The 22352-nt window shown below is 62.2% G+C and carries 21 protein-coding genes and 1 tRNA gene; 15 read left to right on the top strand and 7 right to left on the bottom strand.

The window, feature by feature from the left end; all coding sequences use genetic code 11:
- Positions 1 to 152 precede the first annotated feature (152 nt).
- The 4 genes from AC5IJH_RS15195 to AC5IJH_RS15180 all read left to right on the top strand — a co-directional run bounded on the left by AC5IJH_RS15195 (position 153) and on the right by AC5IJH_RS15180 (position 2778).
- Positions 153 to 812: an RNA polymerase sigma factor gene (locus AC5IJH_RS15195; RefSeq protein WP_491903689.1), complete on the top strand. Its 660-nt coding sequence runs from the start codon at positions 153 to 155 to the stop codon at positions 810 to 812.
- Positions 812 to 1216, top strand: coding sequence for a hypothetical protein (locus AC5IJH_RS15190; RefSeq protein ID WP_491903676.1), 405 nt, complete (start codon positions 812 to 814; stop codon positions 1214 to 1216). The genes AC5IJH_RS15195 and AC5IJH_RS15190 overlap by 1 nt, the downstream gene beginning before the upstream one ends.
- Positions 1217 to 1315: 99 nt before the next feature.
- Positions 1316 to 1864 carry a zinc ribbon domain-containing protein gene (locus tag AC5IJH_RS15185; protein WP_491903675.1) on the top strand — a complete coding sequence of 183 codons (549 nt, stop codon included), beginning with the start codon at positions 1316 to 1318 and terminating at the stop codon, positions 1862 to 1864.
- 65 nt (positions 1865 to 1929) lie between these two features.
- The gene (locus tag AC5IJH_RS15180; protein ID WP_491903674.1) at positions 1930 to 2778 is read left to right on the top strand and encodes a LytR/AlgR family response regulator transcription factor; all 849 of its coding nucleotides are present in this window, start codon (positions 1930 to 1932) and stop codon (positions 2776 to 2778) included.
- On the opposite strand, the gene AC5IJH_RS15175 is transcribed toward AC5IJH_RS15180, so the two are convergent.
- Genes AC5IJH_RS15175 through purS form a run of 3 tightly spaced genes read right to left on the bottom strand, consistent with a single transcriptional unit; the run spans position 2775 to position 5732 of the window.
- A complete protein-coding gene (locus tag AC5IJH_RS15175; RefSeq protein WP_491903673.1) occupies positions 2775 to 3551 on the bottom strand; it encodes a ferredoxin--NADP reductase in 777 nt (258 codons plus the stop codon). The genes AC5IJH_RS15180 and AC5IJH_RS15175 overlap by 4 nt on opposite strands.
- Positions 3552 to 3558: 7 nt before the next feature.
- Positions 3559 to 5442 carry a glutamine--fructose-6-phosphate transaminase (isomerizing) gene (gene glmS / locus AC5IJH_RS15170; protein WP_491903672.1) on the bottom strand — a complete coding sequence of 628 codons (1884 nt, stop codon included), beginning with the start codon at positions 5440 to 5442 and terminating at the stop codon, positions 3559 to 3561.
- A gap of 44 nt (positions 5443 to 5486) precedes the next feature.
- Complete coding sequence (gene purS / locus AC5IJH_RS15165; protein ID WP_491903671.1) at positions 5487 to 5732, bottom strand: phosphoribosylformylglycinamidine synthase subunit PurS; 246 nt, start codon at positions 5730 to 5732, stop codon at positions 5487 to 5489.
- A 54-nt stretch (positions 5733 to 5786) separates the two neighbouring features.
- Between purS and AC5IJH_RS15160 the strand changes: the two genes are divergently transcribed.
- Positions 5787 to 6335: an inorganic diphosphatase gene (locus tag AC5IJH_RS15160; RefSeq protein WP_491903670.1), complete on the top strand. Its 549-nt coding sequence runs from the start codon at positions 5787 to 5789 to the stop codon at positions 6333 to 6335.
- 13 nt (positions 6336 to 6348) lie between these two features.
- Here the strand turns inward: AC5IJH_RS15160 and AC5IJH_RS15155 are convergent, their stop codons facing one another.
- Complete coding sequence (locus tag AC5IJH_RS15155) at positions 6349 to 7716, bottom strand: APC family permease (protein WP_491903669.1); 1368 nt, start codon at positions 7714 to 7716, stop codon at positions 6349 to 6351.
- 147 nt (positions 7717 to 7863) lie between these two features.
- Here AC5IJH_RS15155 and AC5IJH_RS15150 point away from each other — a divergent pair.
- Both AC5IJH_RS15150 and AC5IJH_RS15145 read left to right on the top strand, forming a co-directional pair.
- Positions 7864 to 7956 (top strand) — tRNA-Ser (locus AC5IJH_RS15150).
- 181 nt (positions 7957 to 8137) lie between these two features.
- Positions 8138 to 10426 (top strand): GH92 family glycosyl hydrolase, encoded by a 2289-nt coding sequence (locus tag AC5IJH_RS15145; RefSeq protein ID WP_491903668.1) that lies wholly within the window; start codon positions 8138 to 8140, stop codon positions 10424 to 10426.
- 67 nt (positions 10427 to 10493) lie between these two features.
- Here the strand turns inward: AC5IJH_RS15145 and AC5IJH_RS15140 are convergent, their stop codons facing one another.
- Complete coding sequence (locus tag AC5IJH_RS15140) at positions 10494 to 11492, bottom strand: HD-GYP domain-containing protein (protein ID WP_491903667.1); 999 nt, start codon at positions 11490 to 11492, stop codon at positions 10494 to 10496.
- An 823-nt stretch (positions 11493 to 12315) separates the two neighbouring features.
- Between AC5IJH_RS15140 and AC5IJH_RS15135 the strand changes: the two genes are divergently transcribed.
- The 3 genes from AC5IJH_RS15135 to AC5IJH_RS15125 are packed head-to-tail and all read left to right on the top strand — an operon-like array spanning position 12316 to position 14715.
- On the top strand, positions 12316 to 13038 hold the full coding sequence (locus AC5IJH_RS15135) for an SRPBCC family protein (RefSeq protein WP_491903666.1): 723 nt from the start codon (positions 12316 to 12318) through the stop codon (positions 13036 to 13038).
- A gap of 40 nt (positions 13039 to 13078) precedes the next feature.
- On the top strand, positions 13079 to 14272 hold the full coding sequence (locus AC5IJH_RS15130) for a zinc-dependent alcohol dehydrogenase (RefSeq protein ID WP_491903665.1): 1194 nt from the start codon (positions 13079 to 13081) through the stop codon (positions 14270 to 14272).
- Between the two features lie 26 nt (positions 14273 to 14298).
- Entirely contained in the window at positions 14299 to 14715 is a 417-nt protein-coding gene (locus tag AC5IJH_RS15125) for a hypothetical protein (protein WP_491903664.1), read from the top strand.
- Between the two features lie 2 nt (positions 14716 to 14717).
- Here AC5IJH_RS15125 and AC5IJH_RS15120 read toward each other — a convergent pair whose 3' ends face one another.
- Positions 14718 to 15188 (bottom strand): nuclear transport factor 2 family protein, encoded by a 471-nt coding sequence (locus AC5IJH_RS15120; protein WP_491903663.1) that lies wholly within the window; start codon positions 15186 to 15188, stop codon positions 14718 to 14720.
- 39 nt (positions 15189 to 15227) lie between these two features.
- Entirely contained in the window at positions 15228 to 16502 is a 1275-nt protein-coding gene (locus AC5IJH_RS15115) for an amidase (RefSeq protein ID WP_491903662.1), read from the bottom strand.
- A 297-nt stretch (positions 16503 to 16799) separates the two neighbouring features.
- Here AC5IJH_RS15115 and hemE point away from each other — a divergent pair, with 297 nt between their 5' ends.
- The 5 genes from hemE to AC5IJH_RS15090 form a co-directional block, all read left to right on the top strand.
- Positions 16800 to 17837: a uroporphyrinogen decarboxylase gene (gene hemE, locus AC5IJH_RS15110; protein ID WP_491903688.1), complete on the top strand. Its 1038-nt coding sequence runs from the start codon at positions 16800 to 16802 to the stop codon at positions 17835 to 17837.
- A gap of 6 nt (positions 17838 to 17843) precedes the next feature.
- Complete coding sequence (locus tag AC5IJH_RS15105) at positions 17844 to 18860, top strand: ferrochelatase (protein WP_491903661.1); 1017 nt, start codon at positions 17844 to 17846, stop codon at positions 18858 to 18860.
- Entirely contained in the window at positions 18857 to 20293 is a 1437-nt protein-coding gene (gene hemG, locus AC5IJH_RS15100; protein ID WP_491903660.1) for a protoporphyrinogen oxidase, read from the top strand. The genes AC5IJH_RS15105 and hemG overlap by 4 nt, the downstream gene beginning before the upstream one ends.
- A gap of 162 nt (positions 20294 to 20455) precedes the next feature.
- Positions 20456 to 22003: a phytoene desaturase family protein gene (crtI, locus tag AC5IJH_RS15095; RefSeq protein WP_491903659.1), complete on the top strand. Its 1548-nt coding sequence runs from the start codon at positions 20456 to 20458 to the stop codon at positions 22001 to 22003.
- A 16-nt stretch (positions 22004 to 22019) separates the two neighbouring features.
- Positions 22020 to 22352: aldehyde dehydrogenase family protein (locus AC5IJH_RS15090; RefSeq protein ID WP_491903658.1), on the top strand; the 333-nt coding region annotated here is incomplete at its 3' end.

Genomic DNA, 22352 nt, shown 5'->3' with positions numbered 1-22352 from the left:
AGAGTCTGCCTAAACCCCCTAGAATGTTGAGTTCACAGGATGCGATCTGCCCGACTGCACCGCCCCTCAGTGGCCTCATGCAAGCGAACTGGAAAAAACCGCGTCCTGGCGACTGATTCTCTCGTCCAACCGTGCGTGGAGGTGGAGTGTTGATCGGCGAATCCGTTCTGCGCACAGCAGGGCCCCAGGCAGCGACCGGAACAAGCGCGCGAGTTGTGGCCACCGCGGCCCAGCAGAGCGAAAACCAGGCCATCGCCCGCGGGCTGAAGCAGCGCAGTGTCGAGCTGCTCGACTCGCTGATCCTGACTTACCAGCACCGCCTGTTTCGGTACCTGCTCTACCTCACCGGCAGCCGTGAGCTGGCCGAGGACCTCTTCCAGGAGACCTGGATGCGCGTGCTCGAACGGGGTAGCCAGTACAACGGCACCGCGCGCTTCGATACCTGGCTGTTGACCATCGCGCGCAACCTGGTGATCGACACGCGCCGGCGGCGCACGATGGCGAGTCTCGAGGAAATGAGCGACCCCGGAGAAGATGATCGGCCCTTTGAGCCGGCGGCGAACGACCCCACCCCGCTCGATAACTGCCTGATGCGCGAGAACAGTGAGCGCGTCGCAGCGGCCCTGCTCACTCTCGACCCGCTCAGCCGTGAGGTGCTAGTGTTGCGCTTCCACGAGGAGTTGTCGCTGGAGGAGATCGCGACCGTGACGCGCGCCAATTTGTCGACCGTCAAGTCACGACTTTACCGCGCACTCGCCTCGCTAAAGCCACGCATGCGCGAAGGCGCTAACCCAATGGGAGTGACAGACTAATGCCGGATCCCGAGCAGGAGCGCCGCGCACCCGGCGCCCAGCCACCGGGACAAGCCGATCCTGCCGTGCTTCGCGCCATGGCAGGCCTGGACGCACAATCGCAGGGCCCCGTCGTGACCCGGACTCGGCGCGCCATTCGCGTCGCGGATGAGCGGCGCCGTATGCAGGGCAAGCAGGACCGACGACAAATGGGCATCGCCCTGTTCGCCATCGGCACGGTTCTGGTGTTGCTCGCTCCGGCACTGTGGAGTTGGGTGGACGACCTGCTGGGCGGTGAGCACTTTGCCGACCTGCCGACACAAGCGCTGCTCATTGGAGGATCTCTGCTGCTGGCCGTCATTGCCACGCTCGCTCTGATCTGGCGCGGACAGAGCCTGCGCGACAGCTCCCGCCGGGAGAGCTGAAGCAGCTCCAAGAGCGGTGGCGAAACGGGCCGCGCTGCTTGAAACTTTCTGGCGCAATCTGCACGTCTCATGCTTAGATCGTGCACGTCAGGAACTGCCATGAACCTGGATTCAACAGGACGCCGCAATGAAGATGCTCCGCAGCTGCGGGATGAACTGCGGCTGATTCCCCGCTGGTCCCTGGTGCTGGCGGCGCTGGCTTTTGTCGGTGTGGAGTACCTGTGGTGGGTGGTCGTGCCGGAGCACCGGCATCACCCCGCACCCCCGCTGGGGCTGCGTGTCTACTTCGCCCTGACCTGGGGCGCGTTGGCCGCGCTCTACATGCTGATGATCGGCTATGTCAGCAAGGACGCGCCGCGCCGGCTCATGAATCCGCAGGCATGGATGCTGGTCTGCTTCGTCATGCCCGCTGGTGTCGGTTCGGTGCTGTATTTTCTGCTGCGGCAGCCGATCGTCTCCAGTTGTCCAGCGTGCCGCACACCGATCCAGAGCGATTTTCACTTCTGCCCTCAATGTGCATGCCAGGTAGCAGCTGCCTGCGGTAACTGCTATCGCAGCGCCCGGCCAACCGATCTGTTCTGTGTGCACTGTGGGCACGATCTGACGGCGGACAACGTGCCGGCACGACTCCGCAACAGCGTCTCCTGACAGCTCCCGCAGGGCACTCGCCGCGTTGACCCGCCCGGGGTGGGTTCCTATACTCGGTTGAGCCTATGACCCTGAAAGCACTCATCGTCGATGACGAGAAGCTGGCGCGCGATGAGCTGCAGTATCTGCTCGGCTCGATTGCTGATGTCGAGGTCGTTGGGGCAGGCAAGAACGGTATCGAGGCGCTTGACCTGGTGCCACGCCTTGAGCCGGACGTCCTCTTCCTCGATGTGCAGATGCCGGGTCTTGACGGCTTCGCTGTGCTGCGCAAGCTGCTCGAGAAATCAGGACATGCACCGCTGCCGCAGGTCATCTTTGCTACTGCATTCGATCACTACGCAGTCAAAGCCTTCGAAGTGAACGCAGTCGACTATCTACTGAAGCCCTTCGACCGGGCGCGTTTGGAGCAGGCGATTGATCGCGTCCGTGCGCGACTTCCCGCCGCAGGCTTGGCCGATGCGGGCGAGGGCGAAGATGGCGCTGCTGCTCTGTCCCGCGATCAGTTACAGACGCTCATCCGCCTGATCGAGCAGCAGGGCGGCGCAGGTCAGGCGAGCGCCGCCGTTCCCGCGCGAGGCGCGAGCAAGATCGTTGTGCAGGCCGGCACCCGCATGCTGCTCGTGGATCAAAAGGACCTCTGCTTCGCTGCCATCGACGACGGCGTGATTTCGGTCGCAACCCCGACGCTTGAGGGGCAGTCGAAGTGCAGGACCCTGGAGGAACTGCTGGAGCTGCTCGATCCGCATCTGTTCTGGCGGGCGCACCGATCGTACGTGGTGAACATCAACCACATCCGGGAAGTGGTGCCGTGGTTCAAGTCGAGTTACCAACTGCGGATGAGCGATCGCAAGAACACAGAAGTTCCGGTCAGCCGGGCCCAGACCCGCCGGTTGCGCGAGCTGTTCAAGCTCTAGTCGTAGCGCTCGAAGACAACCTGCTTCTTGTCCCAGCCCAGCGAGATCAGGCGCTCGCGGTTCGCCGACACCATTTCATTCAGACCGCAGATGTACGCGTGGATGTTGAAGCCCGCGCCCTCTGCGGCGTTCGGCATGTCAGGTGCCTGCGACGCCTTCTGCTCTATTGCAATACGCGCGACATGCTCCTGCACATAGCCGCGTTCACCGGTCCAGTCGGCCTCCGGCCGGCTCAGTGAGTAGACATACTTAAAGTTCGCGTGCTCCGCTGCTTTGCGCGCGAAGTAATCGCGGTAGTAGAGTTCGGTCGGATAGCGCGTGCCGTAGACCAGCCAGATCCGGCGATCACCGCAGAGGGATGGTCCATTGTCGGGGAACAGGTGCTCGATGAACCCGCGCATCGGCGCGATGCCGGTTCCGGTTGCGATCAATATCGCGTCCGTGAGCGGCTGCCGCAGCGTAAACAGTCCGTGTGGACCATGAAATTCAATGGTGTCCCCTATCTGCATGTCGGCGAGCAGATTCGAGAAGAAGCCGCCCTCCACGCGATTGACGCACAGGTCAAACTCATTCATCCGTGGAGCGGATGCAATGGAGTAGGCGCGCGTCTGCTGTTTGCCGCGCTCGTCCGTACGCACCAGCGAGACAAACTGGCCCGGCTTGAAGGCGAAGTGCGGCAATGCGTCGACCGCAAACTCGAGGTGGAAGCACTGCGCGGGGTCGGAAAGGGAGAATTTGCGAACGAGTCTTGCAGTGTGAAGCTCACGTGCCATTGTTTGTTTATTCCACGGTGACAGATTTCGCCAGGTTGCGCGGCTGATCAACATCGCAGCCGCGGCGTACGGCGATGTAATACGCGAGAAGTTGCAGCGGAACGACCTCAAGCAACGGCAGCAGCATCTCCGGTGCGTGCGGGATGTAAATGACATGGCTCACAAGCGAGGCAATCTGTTCATCGCCTTCGCTCGCAATCGCAATGACCTGGCCGGCGCGTGCCGTGACCTCCTGGATATTCGAGAGCGTCTTTTCATAGCGCAGCATGGAGCCTGCATTCGATTCGTCGCGTGTCGCCAGTACAACCACGGGGAGTGTTTCGTCGATCAGCGCATTGGGACCGTGCTTCATTTCGCCCGCGGGGTAGCCCTCCGCGTGAATGTACGAGATCTCCTTCAGCTTGAGCGCTCCCTCGAGCGCAATGGGGAAATGGATTCCGCGGCCCAGATAAAGGAAGTCACGCGCGTTTGCATAAGGCAGCGCTAACTGGGCGCACTGGCCAGAGCGCAGCCGCAGCACCTCTTCGATCTTTCCGGGAATCCGGCTCAGCTCCTCGACGAGCATGCGGCTCTGCTCTGGTTCCAGCGTGCCGCGACGCTGCGCCAGGTGCATCGCGAACAGGAACAATGCGGTGAGCTGCGCAGTGAATGCTTTGGTCGAAGCGACGCCGATCTCTGGGCCGGCATGCGTGTCGATCGTGCCATGCGCTTCGCGCGCAATCGCCGCGCCGACAACGTTGCAGATCGCGACCGTCTTCATGCCTTTCGCGATCATCTCGCGCTGCGCCGCCAGCGTGTCGGCTGTCTCGCCGGACTGCGTGATCAAGAGGCCCAGCAGACCTTTCTCGGCGATGGGATCACGATAGCGGTACTCGCTCGCGTAATCGACATCGACTGGAACGCGGGCCAGCCGCTCGATCATGTACTTGCCGGCAAGCGCGGCATGCCAGCTCGTGCCACAGGCAGCGATGCTGATGCCCGGCGCAGCGCGGAACTCCTCGTCGCTGATCGCCATCTCGTTGAGATAGACACCGCCGGTGTCGAGCGACACGCGGCCGAGCGTCGTATCCCGCACCGAGCGCGGCTGCTCGTAAATCTCCTTGAGCATGAAGTGCTTGTAGCCGCCCTTTTCCGCCTGGATCGGATCCCACAGCACGCGCGTGATGGAGCGCTTGACTGGCTCACCGTGGAAGTCGGTCAGGGTAACGCCGCTCGGTTCGAGCACAGCCATGTCGCCGTCATTGAGGAAATACATATCGCGCGTGTGGTGCAGGATTCCGGGGACATCCGACGCGACGTAGTACTCCTTCTCCCCGACGCCGACCACCGCGGGCGGCCCGAAGCGCGCAACGACAATCTTGTTCGGCTCATCGGCAGAGAGCACGCTGACAGCGAATGCGCCGGTGAGGCGTCGTACGGCGCGGCGCACCGCATCTTCCAGTGGAAGCGTCTTGCCCGACTCCGCAGCCGAGCGGATCTCCTGCTCGACCAGGTGCGCGATGATCTCTGTATCTGTTTCTGTGACGAACTTATGGCCTTCGGCGGCCAGCTCCCGCTTTAGCGCGAGGTAGTTCTCAACGATGCCGTTGTGCACAACGACGATGCGGCCGGTGCAGTCGCGGTGGGGATGTGCGTTCTCTTCGGTCGGGCGGCCGTGTGTCGCCCAGCGGGTGTGCCCAATACCGTATGTGCCATGCAGCGGGTGCTCACGCAGCACCTGTTCCAGGTTGCGCAGCTTGCCAGGGGCGCGGCGGACCTCGAGGCCGTTGCCGTTGCCGGCGACCGCGATGCCCGCGGAGTCATAGCCGCGGTACTCCAGCCGGCGCAGTCCGTCCAGAATGACCGACACGACGTCCTGCTTCGTGCCCACATAGCCCACGATTCCGCACATGGGCTCATTGTACGGTCAGCACTTCGCGGCTTTGCGGAGGTTGCCTACTCTTCCAGCCGGAAGCTGTATTCCTCAATCACGGGGTTCGTCAGCACGTCGCGCGCGACGCGTTCGACCTCGGCCGCAGCCGCGTCCTTGCTGGTGCCGTCGGCAAGCGTCAGGAGGAAGTACTTCCCTTGGCGCACGTCGGCGATCTGCGAGTACTCGAGCTTCTTCAGTGCGCTCTGGATGGTTTGCCCCTGCGGATCGAGCACGGTGCGCTTCAGCGTGACGTAGACATGCGCCTTCATCGTGCCTGATTATAAGGGGTTCGCCGCGGCACCCCGCGGCCGGAGTGTGCCGGGATGATTAACTATCTGGAATTACCCATCGGGGACCGCTCGCCTGAAGTGATTGAGGCTGTCATTGAGATCCCCGCCGAGGGCATCAACAAGTACGAGTACGACAAGAAGCTGCACATCTTTCGGCTCGACCGGAATCTATACTCACCCGTGCATTACCCCGGCGACTACGGCTTCATCCCGTCCACGCTGAGCGAGGACGGCGATCCGCTCGATGTACTGGTGCTGGTCGATGCGCCGAGCTTCCCCGGCTGCGTGATGCAGGTGCGCCCCATCGGCGTGCTGGAGATGCTCGACCAGGGCGTGCCGGACGAGAAGATCCTCGCTGTCGGCAAGAACAATCCGCGCTACACGGATGTGTGGAACTACTCCGAGATTTATCCACACATCCTGAAAGAGATCACGCACTTCTTTTCCATCTACAAGGATCTTGAAGGCAAGCGCGTGGAGATCAAGGGCTGGCGCGATGCCGAAGCAGGCCGCCGCGTCGTCACTCAGTCCGCGCGCCGCTTTGAGGAGACCCGCGCTAAGCGCACCGAGGTTGTGGTCTAGTCACCGGCCGCGATCACAGAGCAGTGGGTTCGCTGGGCACCGTTACTATTGCCCGCTGCCGGCGCTTGCACACCATAAGCCCTGCGTAGACGAGAGGGCCGAGCAAAGCGATTCCCATAGAAAGCCAAAGCGCCGGGATACCCGCGATGCGCTCGCCGTACGCCATGCGTAGCGCCACCAGGATCAGGATGGTGGGCGGCACACCGAGCAGGACGCACGCGCCGGTCCCGCCGGGCACGCGAAACGGCCGTACAAGACCCGGCTCGCGCACGCGTAGCGCTGCTAGCGCGATGAACTCGAGCACCAGGCTGCCTCCGTAGAGCACCAGGTCGATGGAGATAAGCCGCTCGAAAGACAGGTTCACGGCCAGCCCCCACCCAACTGCGCACAAAAGCAATGCCAGCCATGGTGCACCGGCGCGATTGTGTTGCCGCACTGGCCGCGGCAGGTAGCCGTCCTCCGCCAAGGCGACCGGCAGGCGTGAGTAGGACAGCATGAGCGCGTTGCACATGCCAAAGCCATTGATCATGCCGCCGGCCACGATCGCGACACCGAGCCACGCGGCGAAGACTGTGCGAGCCGCATCCGCCCATGAGCCGGTGGAGAACGCCGAAGGTGGCAGTCCCGCGTGCCATGCAGCGAAGGTCGGCAGTAGATAGCTGAGCGCGACGAGCACAGCAGCACTCAGCATCGCGCGCGGATAATTCCGCTGCGGTTGTTCGACCTCTGAGGCGACGGTCGAGGCATTGTCCCAGCCCATGTAGTTCCACATCGCCACGAGGAACGCGGTCGCGAAATCAAGGTGAAGCGTTGCAGGACGGGGGGCAGCCGTGGCCGTATGCTGCAACCCGGCGATCACGAATACCGCAAAGGGTGTGAGCAGCACGCACATCAGCCCTACGGAGCCTGAACCAACACTCGCCGCTCCAAAGAGGTTCCACACCAGGCACGCAGCGAGCACGGCGAGCGACCACAGCACGCCACGGTGCCCGGCAGTGAGCGACGGCGCAATTCGACCCAGATACAGCGTGAAGATCGTGGGGTAGATCGCCATGTCGAACACGCTGGCCGCGAGCGACAGCCACCCCTCCATGAACCCCCAGAACGGACCCAGAGCGCGCCGCACCCAGACGTAAAAGCCGCCCTCCGCGGGCAGAGCGCTGGCCAGCTCGCCAATCATCAGCGCCGTGGGCAGGCTCCAGAACAGTGGCAGGCACAGGAGCAGCACGAATGCCCAGCGATAACCAGCGCCGCCGATGATGTCCTCAACCCCATAGGGTCCCCCGGAGACCATAAAGTACGTGGCGGCGATCAGCGGCAACAGGCGCATTCTGCGAGGCGTACGCCGCCCCGCCGCTGGCCCCGTGGACTCTTCCGGCATGGCGCTACTCTAAACCGCCTGGGCGTCACGCGATTGGATCGCGATGCAGCGTTGGTGAGCCCGCGATTCGGTCTCGGCACTTCACATCCTCTCCTCGTGAGGAGAGGTGATTGCGTGGTCTATAATCCGTTGTGACGCACCCCGTCCGGAGAGATGGCCGAGTGGCCGAAGGCGGCGGTTTGCTAAACCGTTATAGGGTCAAAAGCTCTATCGAGGGTTCGAATCCCTCTCTCTCCGCCATCACCTTCCCGCTCCTTGCAGAAAATCGGCGGTGGCCGCCATGCCGTCGCACTCTTCCCCAGAGAAAAGCAGCCGCAACACGCCCAACTGATGTCGGACGGTCTACACTGCGACCCGTGGTGAGCAGAGCGAATGGATCGTGTTATTTGCCTGACGCTGACCACGCGCGGTTGGAGGCAGCATGTCCCGACTCTCGAGTCTGTTCGCTTTTGCTCTTATTGGTTTGCTCTGCGTCTCGCCATTCGCCATTGCTCAGACAGCCTTCGATGCTGTCGACCCGCTCATCGGCACCACCAACGACGGCAACACATATCCCGGCGCCTCCCTGCCCTTCGGCATGATTCAGTGGAGTCCTGATACGGGGAATGAGGGCTGGTATCTCCACGAGAAGACCCGCATCTCCGGATTCAGCCTGACACACCTGAGCGGCGCCGGCTGCCCGCTCTACGGCGACTTCCCGATCCTGCCCTGGACGGAAGAGCTCACCGGCGGTGCAGCGCCTTCGCTCGACGCCTATAGCGTGGCGTTTCGTCACGCCAACGAAGAGGCGCACCCCGGCTACTACTCAGTCACGCTGGATGACGGAAGCAAGGTCGAGTTGACGACGACGGATCGCGCCGGCATAGCGCGAATTCAGTTTCCCAAAGGAACGGCATCGCGCATCCTCGTCAAGGGAACAAGCGCCAACACGGATGTGCACATGGCGGAGCTTCCGCCGACGGGGCGGGAGAACGATGGCACCAAGCTTCACGTCATCGGACGCAATGGTGTCAGCGGGTCCACGACCGCTGGCGGGTTCTGCGGGTCGAACTCCCACTACACGCTCTACTTCGCAGCGCGTTTCGAGCGGTCATTCCATAGCTTTTCAACCTGGACAGATGGCAGCATCCACAACGACCGGCCCGAAGCGGCGGGCCACCATACCGGCGTGTTCCTCGATTTTGCCGGCGAGTCACAGGTCCAGCTGAAGGTTGGGATTTCGTTTGTCAGCGAAGATAACGCTCTCGCAAATCTGAATAAAGAACTTCCCGGTTGGAATTTTGATCAGGCGCGGGCTTCGGCACGGACGAGGTGGAGCAGCCTGTTCGGCCGCATTCCTGTCGAAGGTGGCAGTTCGGACCAGAGAAAGATCTTCTACACGGCTCTGTACCACATGATGCTCGCGCCGAATCTGTTCAGCGACAGCAATGGCGACTACATCGGCTTCGACGGCAAGGTACGCTCGCTCGCTTCCACATCGCAGCATGCGCAGTATGCCAACTTCTCCGATTGGGACACCTATCGGAACACGATCCAGATGCAGGCACTGCTCTTCCCGGATCGCGTCAGCGACATGGCGCAGTCTCTCGTCAACGACGCGCAGCAGAGCGGCTGGCTTCCTCGCTGGCCCGCTGCAAACGATGTGACATACGTGATGAACGGCGACTCTCCCACGGTGCTCATCGCCTCCGCGTATGCGTTTGGGGCACACAGCTTCGATACCAAAGCGGCCCTGCAAGCCATGGTCAAAGCAGCGACCGTGCCCGGCAAAGGACCGCATGACAACGAGGAGCGCCCATACCTCGCGGATTATCTAAAGCTTGGCTATGTCTCCGTGGATAGGGACTCCAGCGCGGCCTCACGGACTTTAGAGTATGCGAACGATGACTTCGCGATCGCTCAATTCGCGCGCAGTCTCGGCAACACAGACGTGTACGAGAAGCTGCGGAAGCAATCGGAGAACTGGACCAATCTGTTCGATCCGGAGACGCGCTGGATTCGTCCGAGAAACGCCGATGGAACATGGCTGCAAGGCTTCGATGCCGAGAAGTCGCTGCCCAAGCGACCCAATGCCCCGGTCTCTACCGATCAGCAGGGCTTTGAAGAAGGCAACACCTACCAGTACACCTTCATGATCCCGTTCGACTACTCGAGACTCATGCAGCAGATCGGCGGCGACGACGCGACCAACGCTCGGCTTAATAAGTTTTTCAGCAAGCTCATCTGCTGGGGTGAGCCCTGCTTCAACATGGCAAATGAGCCGGATTTTGTGACCCCTTACGCGTACCTCTTTGCTGGGCAGCCATGGAAGACACAGAAGGTTGTGACTCGCATCGAGCAGGAGACATTTTCGACAACGCCGGGCGGCATCCCGGGCAATGATGACCTCGGAGCAACGTCAGGCGTCTACCTCTGGAACGCGCTGGGTCTCTACCCGGGTATACCTGGTGTCGGGGGCATGCTGATCGGGACCCCCATGTTCCCTGCCGCATCCATCGATCTGGGCGACGGTCGCAAGCTGTCCATTCATTCCACGGGAAGCGGCCCATACGTTCAGGAGGTACTGTTCAACGGCGCGCCGAATCGCAACTCATGGCTGCCACTCTCGGCGCTTCACCCGGGCACGTCAACGCTTGAGTTCAAACTCGGCCCTGAGCCGAACAAGCAACGAGGTGCATCGGATGCGGACCGCTTGCGCAGCGACTTCTGATCTCGTACCCCCAAGGACTACAACACAATTCCAGCGGGCTTACGCTGCGTTACGGTGATCAGCAGGATCAGGCAGGTTGGAGCTGAGCCGGAACGCGCGGTTCGTATGCTCCATTCTGGGATCGCTGTTCCGAGTCGCCAAGCGTCTTCAACAGCGCCTCATAACAGTCCGCATCGAGCTTGAAAGGAACATCTTTGCTCATGATTCGGCGGATCTCTTCAATCGGGAGACCAGGGCGGTAAGGTCGATCCTCGGATAGTGCGCCATAGACATCCGCAACCGCGATAATCCGGGCCTCCAGCGACAGGTCCTCTGCATGGAGGCCGTACGGGTAGCCGGAGCCGTCAAGCTTCTCATGGTGCTGGCCCGCAACCAGGGCCAACTGGCGGAAGGCGCCCACTCGCTCCAGAATCTTCTGCGTGAGCACGGGATGTTCTTTCACGACCTGCCACTCGGCCTCGTCGAGTTTGCCCGGCTTGTCCAGCACCGTATTCGGGACCCGCAGCTTCCCGAGATCATGCAGCAGCGAAGCACGGCGGACGAGCTGCATACGGTCTTGGCGGAGGCCCAGCCCTTCTCCGATTCTCAGTGCTGCCTCTGTTACGCCGCGGGAGTGCGCGTAAGTGAAGGAGGACTTCACGTCCACGACCTCTGCGAAGGCTTCGCAGATAAGATCGATCTGTTCGGCACCGGCCAGAAGCTTCTCTCCAGGTTCCATGTCCAGCACCGCAGCGCGCGATGCTTCATCCTGACGATCTCTCCACAGACGGCCGTCGCGATCGAGAGATTCGGCGGCTGCGACCAGGTCTGGATCGAACCAGCGACCACTGCGCTCCTTCACACTCGCGATCGCAGCCAACCGTCCTTTCTCGACCGCAAACACATCGAGAGTCTGTGCTACAGACAAAATCCGGGCCAGTAGCGGGATTTCGCGCCCCTTGAGCTGCCCCGGGAACCCGCTTCCGTCCCAATGCTCATCCAGGTGGCGAACTGCTCGCGCAGCCTCATCGGGAAGCCCGATTTTCCGTACGATGCTTGCACCGCGATCACAGCGCAGTGCGATCATCTCGCGATTGTTTCGCTGCTGCGCCAAACCTAGCCCGAGCAGGCGCCCCGCTCGTTCCAGGCGGCCCGACCCCGTCGGCAGACTGCGCCACACCATCTGGATTCCAGACCAGGTAAGGCGTGTCCAGTCCTCGAGTTTGACGGCGCGCTTGAGTTGCCGCTCATCCGCACCGATGATCTGGCAGAGACGCGCGGAGTTACTGCTACACCCGACGTCCTTCAGCAGGAGGGCGTAATAGAGATCGGATCGCTCGAGCTGACCGAGGCCAATCTCCTCGGCGATCCGCATCCCGAACAGGCAGGAGCGCAAGGCATGGCCCGGCACCGCGTCTTCCGTCAGGTCGAGTGCGAAAGAAAGGGCAGAAATGATCTCTGCCACAGGTATCGGCTTCTCGCTTGCCACGTAGATACTCCCAGTGAACAGGCTTTTCGTTGCAAAGCCTATCTCCACTCCGCCGTATGTACGAGGCACTGCAGCATTATGTAAGCCGGCGGGAAGTGGTATTGCGGAGAGGCGGAGAGCGTGCTTGCTCTCCTGCCGTCAGATAACAGGAATTGTTGCAGTCTGATCGTGCGTAAGCATTTCCTTCCCACTTCAAACGACCTTGTGTTTCTCGTTTGCGCTCCTTGTGCGATCCACCGCGTTTCTGCGTTTGCGGCCAACGCGAGCTTGCAGAGCAGCCTCCTAGATAAGGAAGCGAACTGCGAAAACTTCTGCAAGTCGCTATCTGTCGCGTCGCTTTTGTCGCCGTTCCGCCACCGCCATAGCGACGTAAATCCCCTGCTCTCTTTCCCTGTTACTTCCTCCCGAAAGGAGCCTCCCGATGAAAAACTCTTCGCTTCCGTTCGGCCCCAAGACTCTGGTCCTTGGTGCCGGCGCGCTGATCGCCTATGGACTGACGCGGCGATCCAAATCCGGCACCGCGCTGGCGACGGCCGGCAGTGTGCTTGCCTTCACCGCAGCCCGCAATTCCAACGCCCCGGCCGAGGAAGAAACGGCCGTCTTCCTCGTGAATGCCACGCCCGAGCGTGCCTACGGGCTCTGGCACAACTTCGAGAACCTGCCCCGCTTCATGCGCCACCTCAAGTCAGTGACCATGCAGGACCAGCGCCGTTCCGAGTGGGTGGCAGAAGGACCGATGGGCAGAGAGGTGCGCTGGACCGCCGAGACAACCGAGGACGTCCCCAACAAGCGGATCTCGTGGCGCACGCTGCCCGGTTCCGACGTGGATAACAGTGGCTCGGTCGAGTTTCGCGCCGATCCTCTCGGCCGCGGCACGTACGTGACCGCGCGCATTCGTTATCGGCTGCCAGGCGGAACGCTGGCCAAGGCGGCTGCCACGGTGTCCGGCAAGAATCCGGAGTTCGTGGTCCGCGAAGACCTCCGGCATTTCAAGTCCTTGCTCGAGACCGGTGAGGTCGTGACCGTTCTAGGACAGACTCACGGACCGCGCGGTCTGCATGGCGCGACTGAGCAGTTCTTGTTCCGCGAGCCCATCAATCAACCAGATCCGCAAATACAGCCAGGGCTCGGACGCAGCGCCTGATCCAACGGTCACCGATAAAGAACCGCGGAGGAGAAATCTCATGAAAGCAATGTGCTGGATGGGCAAAGAGAAGATGGAAGTGCACGAGGTTCCGGATCCGAAGATCCTGAACGCGCGCGATGCAATCGTACGAATCACGAGCACGTGCATCTGCGGCTCCGACCTTCACCTGTATGACGGGTTCGTGCCCACGCTCGAACAGGGCGACATTCTGGGCCACGAGTTCATGGGCGAGGTGGTCGAAGTCGGGCCAGGTTTAGACAAGAGCAAGATCAAGGTCGGCGACCGCGTCGTCGTTCCATTCACGATCGCCTGCGGTTCGTGCCAGCCCTGTCAGGAGCAGCTCTGGTCGTGCTGTGATAATTCCAACCCGAATGCGTGGATCGCCGAGAAGATGATGGGCTACTCGCCATCCGGCCTCTTCGGCTACACGCACATGCTCGGCGGCTACTCCGGCGGCCAGGCACAGTATGCACGCGTGCCCTTCGCCGACGTCGGCCCGATCAAGATTCCGGATGGTTTGCCAGACGAGAAGGTGGTCTTTCTGTCCGACATCTATCCAACGGGGTACATGGGCGCCGAGAACTGCAATATCAAAGCCGGTGACACGGTTGCAGTCTGGGGCTGCGGGCCGGTGGCGCAATTTGCGATCCGCAGTTGCTTCATGCTGGGCGCAGGACGCGTGATCGCCATTGACAAGGTGCCGGAGCGGCTAGCCATGGCAAGACAGGCTGGCGCTGAGACGCTGAACACCGATGAGGTCAACGTGCTCGAAGCACTGCACGACATGACAGGCAATCACGGTCCCGATTCCTGCATGGACGTAGTCGGCATGGAAGCGTCGGGGCACGGTGTGATGTTCGCGGTGGATCGCGCAAAGCAGATGACACGCATGCAGATGGACCGTCCGATCGTTTTGCGTGAGGCCATCATGGCCTGCAAGAAGGGTGGCACCGTCTCCGTCCCTGGTGTGTACGCCAGCTTTATCGACAAGGTGCCGATGGGCGCGTTCATGAATAAAGCACTCACAATGAAGACCGGGCAGACGCACATGATGCGCTACATGCGCCCGCTGCTCGAAAAGGTCGAAGCCGGCGAGATCGACCCTTCATTCGTCATCAGCCATCGGCTTCCGCTTGAGCAGGGCCCCGAAGCGTACCGCATGTTCCGCGATAAGCAGGACCAGTGCACCAAGGTCGTGCTGAAGCCTTGGGAACAGCAGCGCGCAGCCTAGCCGCAGTCCAGAGGGAGATACATACGATGTTCGACAAAAAGCCACAGCGGCAGTTGCAGGAAAGACTGCCGAAGGTAATTAGCCCAACGACACACGGGGTGATTGACTACTCACACGCCCTATTCTTCTTCACCGTGGGTCTGCTCAGCCGGAGGAAGAACCGGCCGGCGGCCCGCGCCGCCTTTGCCGTAAGCGGCATGATCCTGGTGCAGTCGCTTTTGACCGACTATCGCTTCGGCCTGAAGCCGGTGCTTTCGTTCGAGGGACACGGCAAGATAGACACCGTCTTCGCGTCAAGCTCCTGGATGCTCCCGCTACTCTTCGGCTTTCGCGGCACCACCGCCGCGAAGATCTTCGAGTGGAACTCGCTTGCTGAAAGCAGCGTTGTCGGCATGACGAACTGGAACAATCAACTTGCTCATCAAGAGCGCAAGGCAGCCTGACCCTAACGAGCGGCGCATTGCTTCCTGCCTGTATCGGCGATGTTGGCAATGCGCCACTCACCTTTCTGACGAACCAAGTTGAAGAGATCGGTCCCGCAGTGGTCGACCTTGCCGTCGAGCAGGAACTCGAAGGGCGCCCACACCACCGCCAGATCGTTATCGATGCGGATGAGCGGATCGTGAATGCGCTCTTCAATGCGGTGCGGACTCGGCTTGCTCACCAGCTCGGCGAACGCCGGAAACGTGAGTTGCTCCGGCTTGCCGTCACGCATCAGCACCATGGAGCCACCGGATAGCAACGGCTTCTGAATAGCGGCAGCATCGCGCGCGGTCATCCCGCGAAACATCGCGTCGATGGGAGCAAGGACTGCCTTTTCATTTTCGTTCGGAGCCCCGGTCGGCGACGCAAACGCATGCAGTGCGATCCCAAGGAACGCGCCAGCGGCAGTTGCAAGACGTCGAGTATTTGTCATGTCGCGGAAGTGTACCGCGACACAGCGGCTTCCCGTCGGCTACGAGCACCCCTCGAGCCGGATACGGCCGATCAGGGCCGTCCAGGCCAGCAGCGCGGCGTCGCTTCCCTGTCGTGCGCCCACAACCTGAACACCTCCCGCGGCTCCGCTGATAGTGACCGCTGGCAATCCTGCCAGACTGATAGGCGCGGTGTACGGCAGGATTCGCTGTCGCGTCGCCGTGTGATCGGCTCCAGCGCGCAGCTCCGCCACAGGCGCAGCCGGCAGGAGCAACAGATCGAAGTTGCGCAGCAACTCTTGCATCTTCGCCACGAAGGTGGCGTGATGCTGTCGAAGTGCAGCGAGTTCGGTGCTGTCGATCGCTGCGCCCCACCCCAGCCGCTCGCGAATCACAGGTTCAAACATATCGAAGTGACCGGCGTGCAGCGCGGCTGCCTCATGCGCCTGGATGGACGCGAAGATCTCTACCGCATCGCGCCAGAACGCCACATCGACTTCCGCGAGCGTGGCGCCGGCACCTTGCATCTGCTCGCGTATCTCACCGTACGTCGCGAGCACTGCAGGCTCACAGGTCGAGAGAAAGTCACCCTCCACATAGGCGATCCGCGGCTTCAGCCACCGTGCATCGGGCGCGGGCAGGTCGAACAGCGCCGCTGCCAGCCAGGGTCCGTCTTCGAGATCGCGATAGAGCCAGCCAATAGTGTCAAATGTAGTCGCGAGGTGCGCACCACCGGCCCAGAGATCGCGGCTGACGCTGTGTGACGAGCGATAGCCCGCAATCCCGCAGAGCGCAGCTGGAACGCGAATCGACCCGCCCGTATCGGTGCCAATGGCCGCAGCAGCCGAACCCTCGAGCACACTGGCCGCTGCACCGCTGGATGAGCCGCCGGTCAGCAATGCGGGCCGCCCTGGCTGGACGCAGTCGCCGTAGTCCGGGTTCTCGCCCGTGATGCCGTACGCCAGCGGATGCAGATGCGTCTTGCCCACGATGACCGCTCCCATCGCAAGCAGTCGCGCCGCCACCGCAGAATGGGCGGCGGCTGGTGCATTGTGCTCCGCGTAGAATCGGGTGCCCACCGTTGTGACGGTGCCGGCCAGATCGAAGCAGTCCTTCAGCGACACCGGAAGTCCGTAAAGCGGTGGCCTGCTCGCCGCATCCGGATACATCGCCGACAGCGCACGCGCACGATCGAAAACACGCGCCTCATCCAGCCAGAGAAGTGTGTTCTGGCTGGTATTTCGGTTTGCGCGTGCGAGTGCCTCACGCGCCACATCGGGCGGGTCAGCGCTTCCGCTGCGAAGAGCCTCGCGCAAAGCGAGAAGTGGAGTCGGATCATGCGCCCGCGTCGAACTCACCATCGGTCTCCATAGTAGGTTCGCCACTTCGCTTGCGCGACATGAAAGAGCCCTTTCCATGCGCACGGCACGCCGCAATCAACGGCAGAATCGCTCGGGTGCGAACCGTATACTCGAACAGACGGTCTGCAGCCGTGAACATCTATGAACGAGACGCCTGCCACAGCGCGAAGCACGACGGATCTGAGCCCCGACCTGGCGGCGCGCTCCGGTCTTGGCACCGAACCCGATAGCCTGGTCGCGCCACTCGCGCCGATGACGGGTGCTGAGCGATTCGTGCGCGCTTGCCTCCGGCGACCTGTTGATGTCACGCCTGTCTGGTTCCTGCGCCAGGCTGGGCGCTATATGGCGGAGTATCAGGCTGTTCGCCAGCACCACTCGTTGCTGGACATCTGCCGCACACCAGCACTCGCTGCCGAGGTGACGATCACCGCGGCAGAGAAGCTGGACGTGGACGCTGCCATCATCTTTGCGGACCTGCTGCTGCCATTCACGCCGATGGGGCTCGATTTCGAATTCCTCGCCGGCGAGGGGCCCGTCGTGCACACACCAGTACGCACCACCGCAGATGTCGATCGCCTGCGTACGGATCGTGCGGCGGAGCTGGGCTATGTCGGTGAAGCGCTCAGCAAAGTAGCTGCGCACTTTCAGGATCGCCTGGGTCTGATCGGGTTCTGCGGCGCTCCATTCACACTCGCCAGCTACATGATCGAGGGTGGTGGCTCGCGCAACTGGATTGAGACGAAGAGCCTGATGTACCGCGACCCGGGCGCGTTCCGCGCGCTGCTTGAGAAGCTAGTCGAGGTGCTGGTGCCCTACTGCAAACAGCAGGTGGAGGGCGGGGCCGATGTCATCCAGATCTTCGATAGCTGGGTGGGCTCGCTCTCGGTTGAAGATTATCGAACGTATATCCTGCCGCAGACGACTGAACTTATTCGCCGGGTGCAGGCACTGGGTGTGCCCGTCATCTATTTCGGCGTTGATACGGCCAGCCTTCTGCCGGCCATGCGCATGACCGGCGCCGATGTGCTCGGGCTCGACTGGCGCGTGCCGCTCGATGCGGCATGGGCGAGCATCGGCCACGCTTGCGCAGTGCAGGGGAATCTCGATCCGATCACACTCTTCGCGCCACCGGACTTGCTGCGCTCACGCGTGGAGAACATCCTCACCCAGGCGGGCGGCCGCGCGGGTCACATCTTCAACGTGGGCCACGGCATCGTCCCCGGCACTCCGGTCGAGAACGTACAGGCTGTCGTCCGCTACGTGCGCGAATTCGCGCAGCAGCAACGGTGATTGCACATGGAACAAACGGTCATTCTTCTTCTGGCGCACGGAACGCCGGACGCGCTTCACGAAATCCCCGAGTATCTGCGCAATGTGACCAGCGGCCGTCCTTTGCCGTCGGAGGCTATTGAGGAGATTACGCATCGCTACGGCCTGATCGGGCGCAGTCCGCTGACCGAGCTCACCAACACGCAGGCACGGCTGCTGGCAGAACATCTCCGAATGCCCGTGTACGTGGGTATGCGTAATTGGAAGCCGTACATTGCGGATACGGTGCGGCAGATGCGCAACGACGGCGTCACCGCCGCGGCTGCGATCTGCCTTGCGCCACAGAACTCGCGCACCAGCGTCGGGCTTTATCGTCGCGCTGTGCTCGCCGAAGCAGGCCAAGCGATCACGGTTGATTTCACGGACGCGTGGGCAGACCATCCGCTGCTCGTCGAAGCCTTTGCGGATCGTCTGCGCACGCGCTACCGTGCGCTTACGGCTGAGCTGGGCCAGGCAGTGCCTGTGCTCTTCACGGCGCATAGTGTTCCCTGCCGTACGATTCAGGCGCCGCAGCTCTTACCGGGCGCGCCTGCTCCGGCGGCGGTCGAAGGACGCCCGCGGCCCGCGACACCTGCCGAGCCCGATCCCTACGCAGTGCAAGCCAAGCGTACAGCCGCGCTCGTGGCTGCGCACCTAGCATCGGACGGTCTCACCGAGGCGGACTGGTTCTTCGCGTTTCAGAGCCAGGGCATGTCCGGCGGTCCCTGGATCGGCCCGAGCGTGGAAGACACACTGACCGCGCTACGCGAAGCCGGCCATCACACCGTGATCGTGCAGCCAATCGGCTTCCTGTGCGATCACGTCGAAATCCTCTATGACATTGATATCGGCTTCCGCGAGTTCGGTGAGCAGATTGGCCTTCGCGTGGAGCGACCCCAGTCGCTGAATGATTCGCCGATCCTGACACAGGCGCTGGCGGATCTGGCCAGCCGAGCGCTCGAGCGGCTGAGCGCGCATCCTGCCCTGGCTACCACCGCTCCGTGAAGCGTCGCATAGCCATCGTGGGAGCGGGCATCAGCGGGCTGACAGCCGCTTACGTCCTAGCCCGCGACCACGGCACCGATTGCGATGTCACCCTCTTCGAGAGCACTCCGCGTGCCGGCGGCACCGTCGAAACCATCGTGCAGAACGGCTACGTCATCGAAGGCGGCCCGGACTCCTGGGTCACAGAAAAACCGTGGGCCGAGGCGCTCGCGCGCGAACTGGGCCTCGCAGGTCAGCTGCTGCCGTCCAACGACGCCGACCGGCGCACCTGGATCGCGCGCGGCCGCACACTGCTGCCGATGCCCGATGGCATGCGCATGATGGTACCGAGCAACCTGGATGCGCTGCACGGCTCCCAGCTGTTCTCAGCGGACGCACTCGCCGCCTATGCATCCGAACCCGCTCGCGCCGAAGCATTGCGGGCGACGGCACTGTTGGCGCGCGGCGCGGATGCGGACGAGTCAGTCGCTGCTTTCGTCCGTCGCCACTTCGGTAGCGAGGTGACGCGAACAGTGGCCGGTCCACTGCTTGCCGGCATCCTCGGCGGCGACGTTGAGTTACTCAGCGCGCGCGCATTGCTCGGTCCCTTCGTTGCGGTTGAAGCGGAATCGGGTTCCCTGATCGCAGGATTTCAGCGTAGACAACGGGAGCATTCGGGCGGGAAGGCGCGGAGCGTTTTCACAACGCTGGCGTGCGGCCTCGAAGAGCTGATCCATCGAATGGCGGCCCGGCTGCCCTCCGGATGCCTGCGCACGTCCACCGCTGTTCAACGCATCGAGCGCAGCGGAGCCGAATGGCTGGTTCAAACAGAAAGCGGCAGCACCACCTGCGACCACGTCTTGCTCGCCACACCACTGGAGCCAACCCGCAAGCTGCTCGGCGAACTCGCCGGTCCCGGCGCCTCCGCTGCCATGCTGCTGCCGCGACAAGCCACATCCAGCGTTCTGGTGGCCTTCGGCTTTGATCCACGCCAGCGACTGCCACACATTCCTTCCGGCTTTGGATTCCTGGTCGCCGGTGACGACTCATCGTCCCTTCTGGCCTGCACCTTCCTGCACCAGAAGTTTCCAGATCGCGCGCCGGCCGGCCATGTCCTGCTGCGTGCATTTTTCAGCAGCGCAGAGGCTGCCCGGCTTGCGTCTCTCGATGATGGGTCCATCGCGCGAGTTGCGCATGCCCAGCTTGGCTCGGTGCTCGGTCCTTTACCAGTTGACGCTGAGATCACCGTCGTGCGTCGCTGGCCACAGTCGCTGCCACAATACGAGGTCGGCCACCTTCACCGGCTGCGTGAGTTTGAAGTCACGCTCCACTCGCTCCCGGGGCTCTATGTGAGTGGCAATGCTTTAGGCGGGGTAGGGTTACCAGATCTCATCCGTGAGGCGACGGACCAAGCGCACACGATCGCATCGCGTCTAGTTCCCGCTCCCGAATAAACGATCTTTGCTCTGGTGAAAACTCTATTCCGTCAAGCAGCTGAAATCACAGGCTCTGGGGCGTCCAATCGCTGGTGTGGGCTCGTCTTCTATGACAGATTAGGAAAACTGGTTACGTTTATCGCGGCCAGTCGAGTTCACGGAGATAACAGACAAAGCCGGATGGAAAAAGCAAAGAAAGTAGTGATCGTGGGAGCGGGGCCGGGCGGATTGGCAGCAGCGATTCTGCTCGCTCAGTCTGGCGTGGACGTGACCATCGTGGAGAGCCGTTCCGTGGTCGGCGGCCGCACGTCGACGATGGTGAAGGATGGCTTCCGGTTCGATGTTGGACCGACCTTCTTTCTCTATCCACGGGTTCTGCGCGAGATCTTCGCGGCGGCCGGACGTGACCTTGATGCTGAGATTCCGATGCGAAGGCTTGATCCGCAGTACCGGCTGATCTTCGGGTCGGGCGGAGAGCTGCTGGCGACTCCGGATATCGAGAGGATGGAGCAGGCGATCGCGACGCTTTCCCCTGGCGACGCCGGACAGTTTCGTAACTTTCTTTGCGATAATCGCGAAAAGCTGGAACGCTTCATCCCCTTCCTCGAGTCGCCCTTCGCAAGCTGGCGCGATCTCGCGAAGCTTCGCATGCTCCGCATGCTGCCACTGCTGCGCCCCTGGCGCTCGCTCGATGAAGACCTGCGCACTTACTTTAAGGACGAGCGCATCCGCCTCGGCTTCAGCTTTCAGTCGAAGTATCTTGGAATGTCGCCGTTCTCCTGCCCCAGCCTGTTCAGCATTCTTTCGTTCCTCGAGTATGAACACGGCGTCTTCCATCCGATCGGCGGATGTGGTGCAGTCTCGCAGGCGATGGCCAACGTGGCGCAGGACCAGGGTGTACGCATTCTGCTCAATGAGCCGGTTGAGGAGCTGACCTTCACGGGTCGCCGCGCGACGGGCGTGCGTACGAGCAAGCGCGGTCTCCAAGCCGATGCTGTGGTGGTAAATGCCGACTTCGCACAGGCTATGCAACGGTTGGTGCCGAACCGGCTGCGCAAAAAGTGGACCGACAAGCGCATCCGCTCGAAGCGCTTTTCCTGCTCGACCTTCATGCTGTACCTCGGCATCGAGGGCAGTTACGACGATATATCGCACCACACGATCTATCTGGCGAAGAACTACCAGCAGAACCTGCACGACATCGAGCGCGGGCATGTGCTCTCGGACGATCCGTCGTTTTACGTGCAGAATGCCTGCGTCACTGACGATACTCTGGCGCCTCCGGGAATGAGCACGTTGTATGTGCTGCTGCCGGTGACGCATGAGCACGCCAATGTGGATTGGAGCCGCGAGCAGGGCCGCTTCCGTGAGCTCGCCCTGCAGCAGCTTGAAAAAATCGGCATTACCGACCTGGCGCCGCGCATCCGCACCGAAGCTGTTCTTGCGCCGACCACCTGGCGCAGCAACTTCGGCCTGCACCAGGGCGCCACCTTCAGCATGGCGCATAGCCTGGACCAGATGCTGCACCTGCGTCCGCACAACCGCTTCGAAGATCTGGACCAGGTGTATCTGGTGGGCGGCGGCACGCATCCGGGCAGTGGCCTGCCGGTGATCTTCGAGTCGGCACGCATCACCTCGCGCCTGCTGCTTGAAGACCTCCACGTAGAGCCGCAGTGGAATACTGAGGCGAGTCCCCTTGCAGAAGCCGCCTGCGTCGCCGCATCGTAAGGATGAGGTGCCGGTCTTGAGGCCTGTCGTAGCCGAGCCAACTGCCATCGCCGCGTCCCATTTGCCCGCCATGCTGGCTGCGGCGAGTGAGGCGCAGCGGCGATGGGCAACAACGCCTTTGCGTGAACGGCTGGCCATGGTCCGCCGCTTCCGTACCGGCATTGGCGCGGACCCTGAGCGCCTTGCGGGCACTGTACCACTCTCGGTTCCGGGCAGCCTCCATCGCACACTGGCCGACACACTCGCCGCAGAGGTGCTGCCTTTAGCCGACGCATGCCGCTTCCTGGAGCGGGAGGCGCTCTCCATCCTGCGACCTCATCGGCTCTCTTCTCGCAGCCGTCCTTTTTTT

The sequence above is a fragment of the Candidatus Dedyshia acidiphila genome, from assembly GCF_051025295.1.
GTDB lineage: Bacteria > Acidobacteriota > Terriglobia > Terriglobales > Acidobacteriaceae > KBS-83.
This window is presented reverse-complemented; position numbering and strand designations above follow the sequence as displayed.

Bases quoted from the DNA above. Each gene is read 5' to 3' on its own strand.
- AC5IJH_RS15190 (WP_491903676.1), top strand. From the start codon at position 812: ATGCCGGATCCCGAGCAGGAGCGCCGCGCACCCGGCGCCCAGCCACCG.
- AC5IJH_RS15185 (WP_491903675.1), top strand. From the start codon at position 1,316: ATGAACCTGGATTCAACAGGACGCCGCAATGAAGATGCTCCGCAGCTG.
- AC5IJH_RS15180 (WP_491903674.1), top strand. From the start codon at position 1,930: ATGACCCTGAAAGCACTCATCGTCGATGACGAGAAGCTGGCGCGCGAT.
- AC5IJH_RS15175 (WP_491903673.1), bottom strand. From the start codon at position 3,551: ATGGCACGTGAGCTTCACACTGCAAGACTCGTTCGCAAATTCTCCCTT.
- glmS (WP_491903672.1), bottom strand. From the start codon at position 5,442: ATGTGCGGAATCGTGGGCTATGTGGGCACGAAGCAGGACGTCGTGTCG.
- purS (WP_491903671.1), bottom strand. From the start codon at position 5,732: ATGAAGGCGCATGTCTACGTCACGCTGAAGCGCACCGTGCTCGATCCG.
- AC5IJH_RS15160 (WP_491903670.1), top strand. From the start codon at position 5,787: ATGATTAACTATCTGGAATTACCCATCGGGGACCGCTCGCCTGAAGTG.
- AC5IJH_RS15155 (WP_491903669.1), bottom strand. From the start codon at position 7,716: ATGCCGGAAGAGTCCACGGGGCCAGCGGCGGGGCGGCGTACGCCTCGC.
- AC5IJH_RS15145 (WP_491903668.1), top strand. From the start codon at position 8,138: ATGTCCCGACTCTCGAGTCTGTTCGCTTTTGCTCTTATTGGTTTGCTC.
- AC5IJH_RS15140 (WP_491903667.1), bottom strand. From the start codon at position 11,492: ATGATCGCACTGCGCTGTGATCGCGGTGCAAGCATCGTACGGAAAATC.
- AC5IJH_RS15135 (WP_491903666.1), top strand. From the start codon at position 12,316: ATGAAAAACTCTTCGCTTCCGTTCGGCCCCAAGACTCTGGTCCTTGGT.
- AC5IJH_RS15130 (WP_491903665.1), top strand. From the start codon at position 13,079: ATGAAAGCAATGTGCTGGATGGGCAAAGAGAAGATGGAAGTGCACGAG.
- AC5IJH_RS15125 (WP_491903664.1), top strand. From the start codon at position 14,299: ATGTTCGACAAAAAGCCACAGCGGCAGTTGCAGGAAAGACTGCCGAAG.
- AC5IJH_RS15120 (WP_491903663.1), bottom strand. From the start codon at position 15,188: ATGACAAATACTCGACGTCTTGCAACTGCCGCTGGCGCGTTCCTTGGG.
- hemE (WP_491903688.1), top strand. From the start codon at position 16,800: ATGACGGGTGCTGAGCGATTCGTGCGCGCTTGCCTCCGGCGACCTGTT.
- AC5IJH_RS15105 (WP_491903661.1), top strand. From the start codon at position 17,844: ATGGAACAAACGGTCATTCTTCTTCTGGCGCACGGAACGCCGGACGCG.
- crtI (WP_491903659.1), top strand. From the start codon at position 20,456: ATGGAAAAAGCAAAGAAAGTAGTGATCGTGGGAGCGGGGCCGGGCGGA.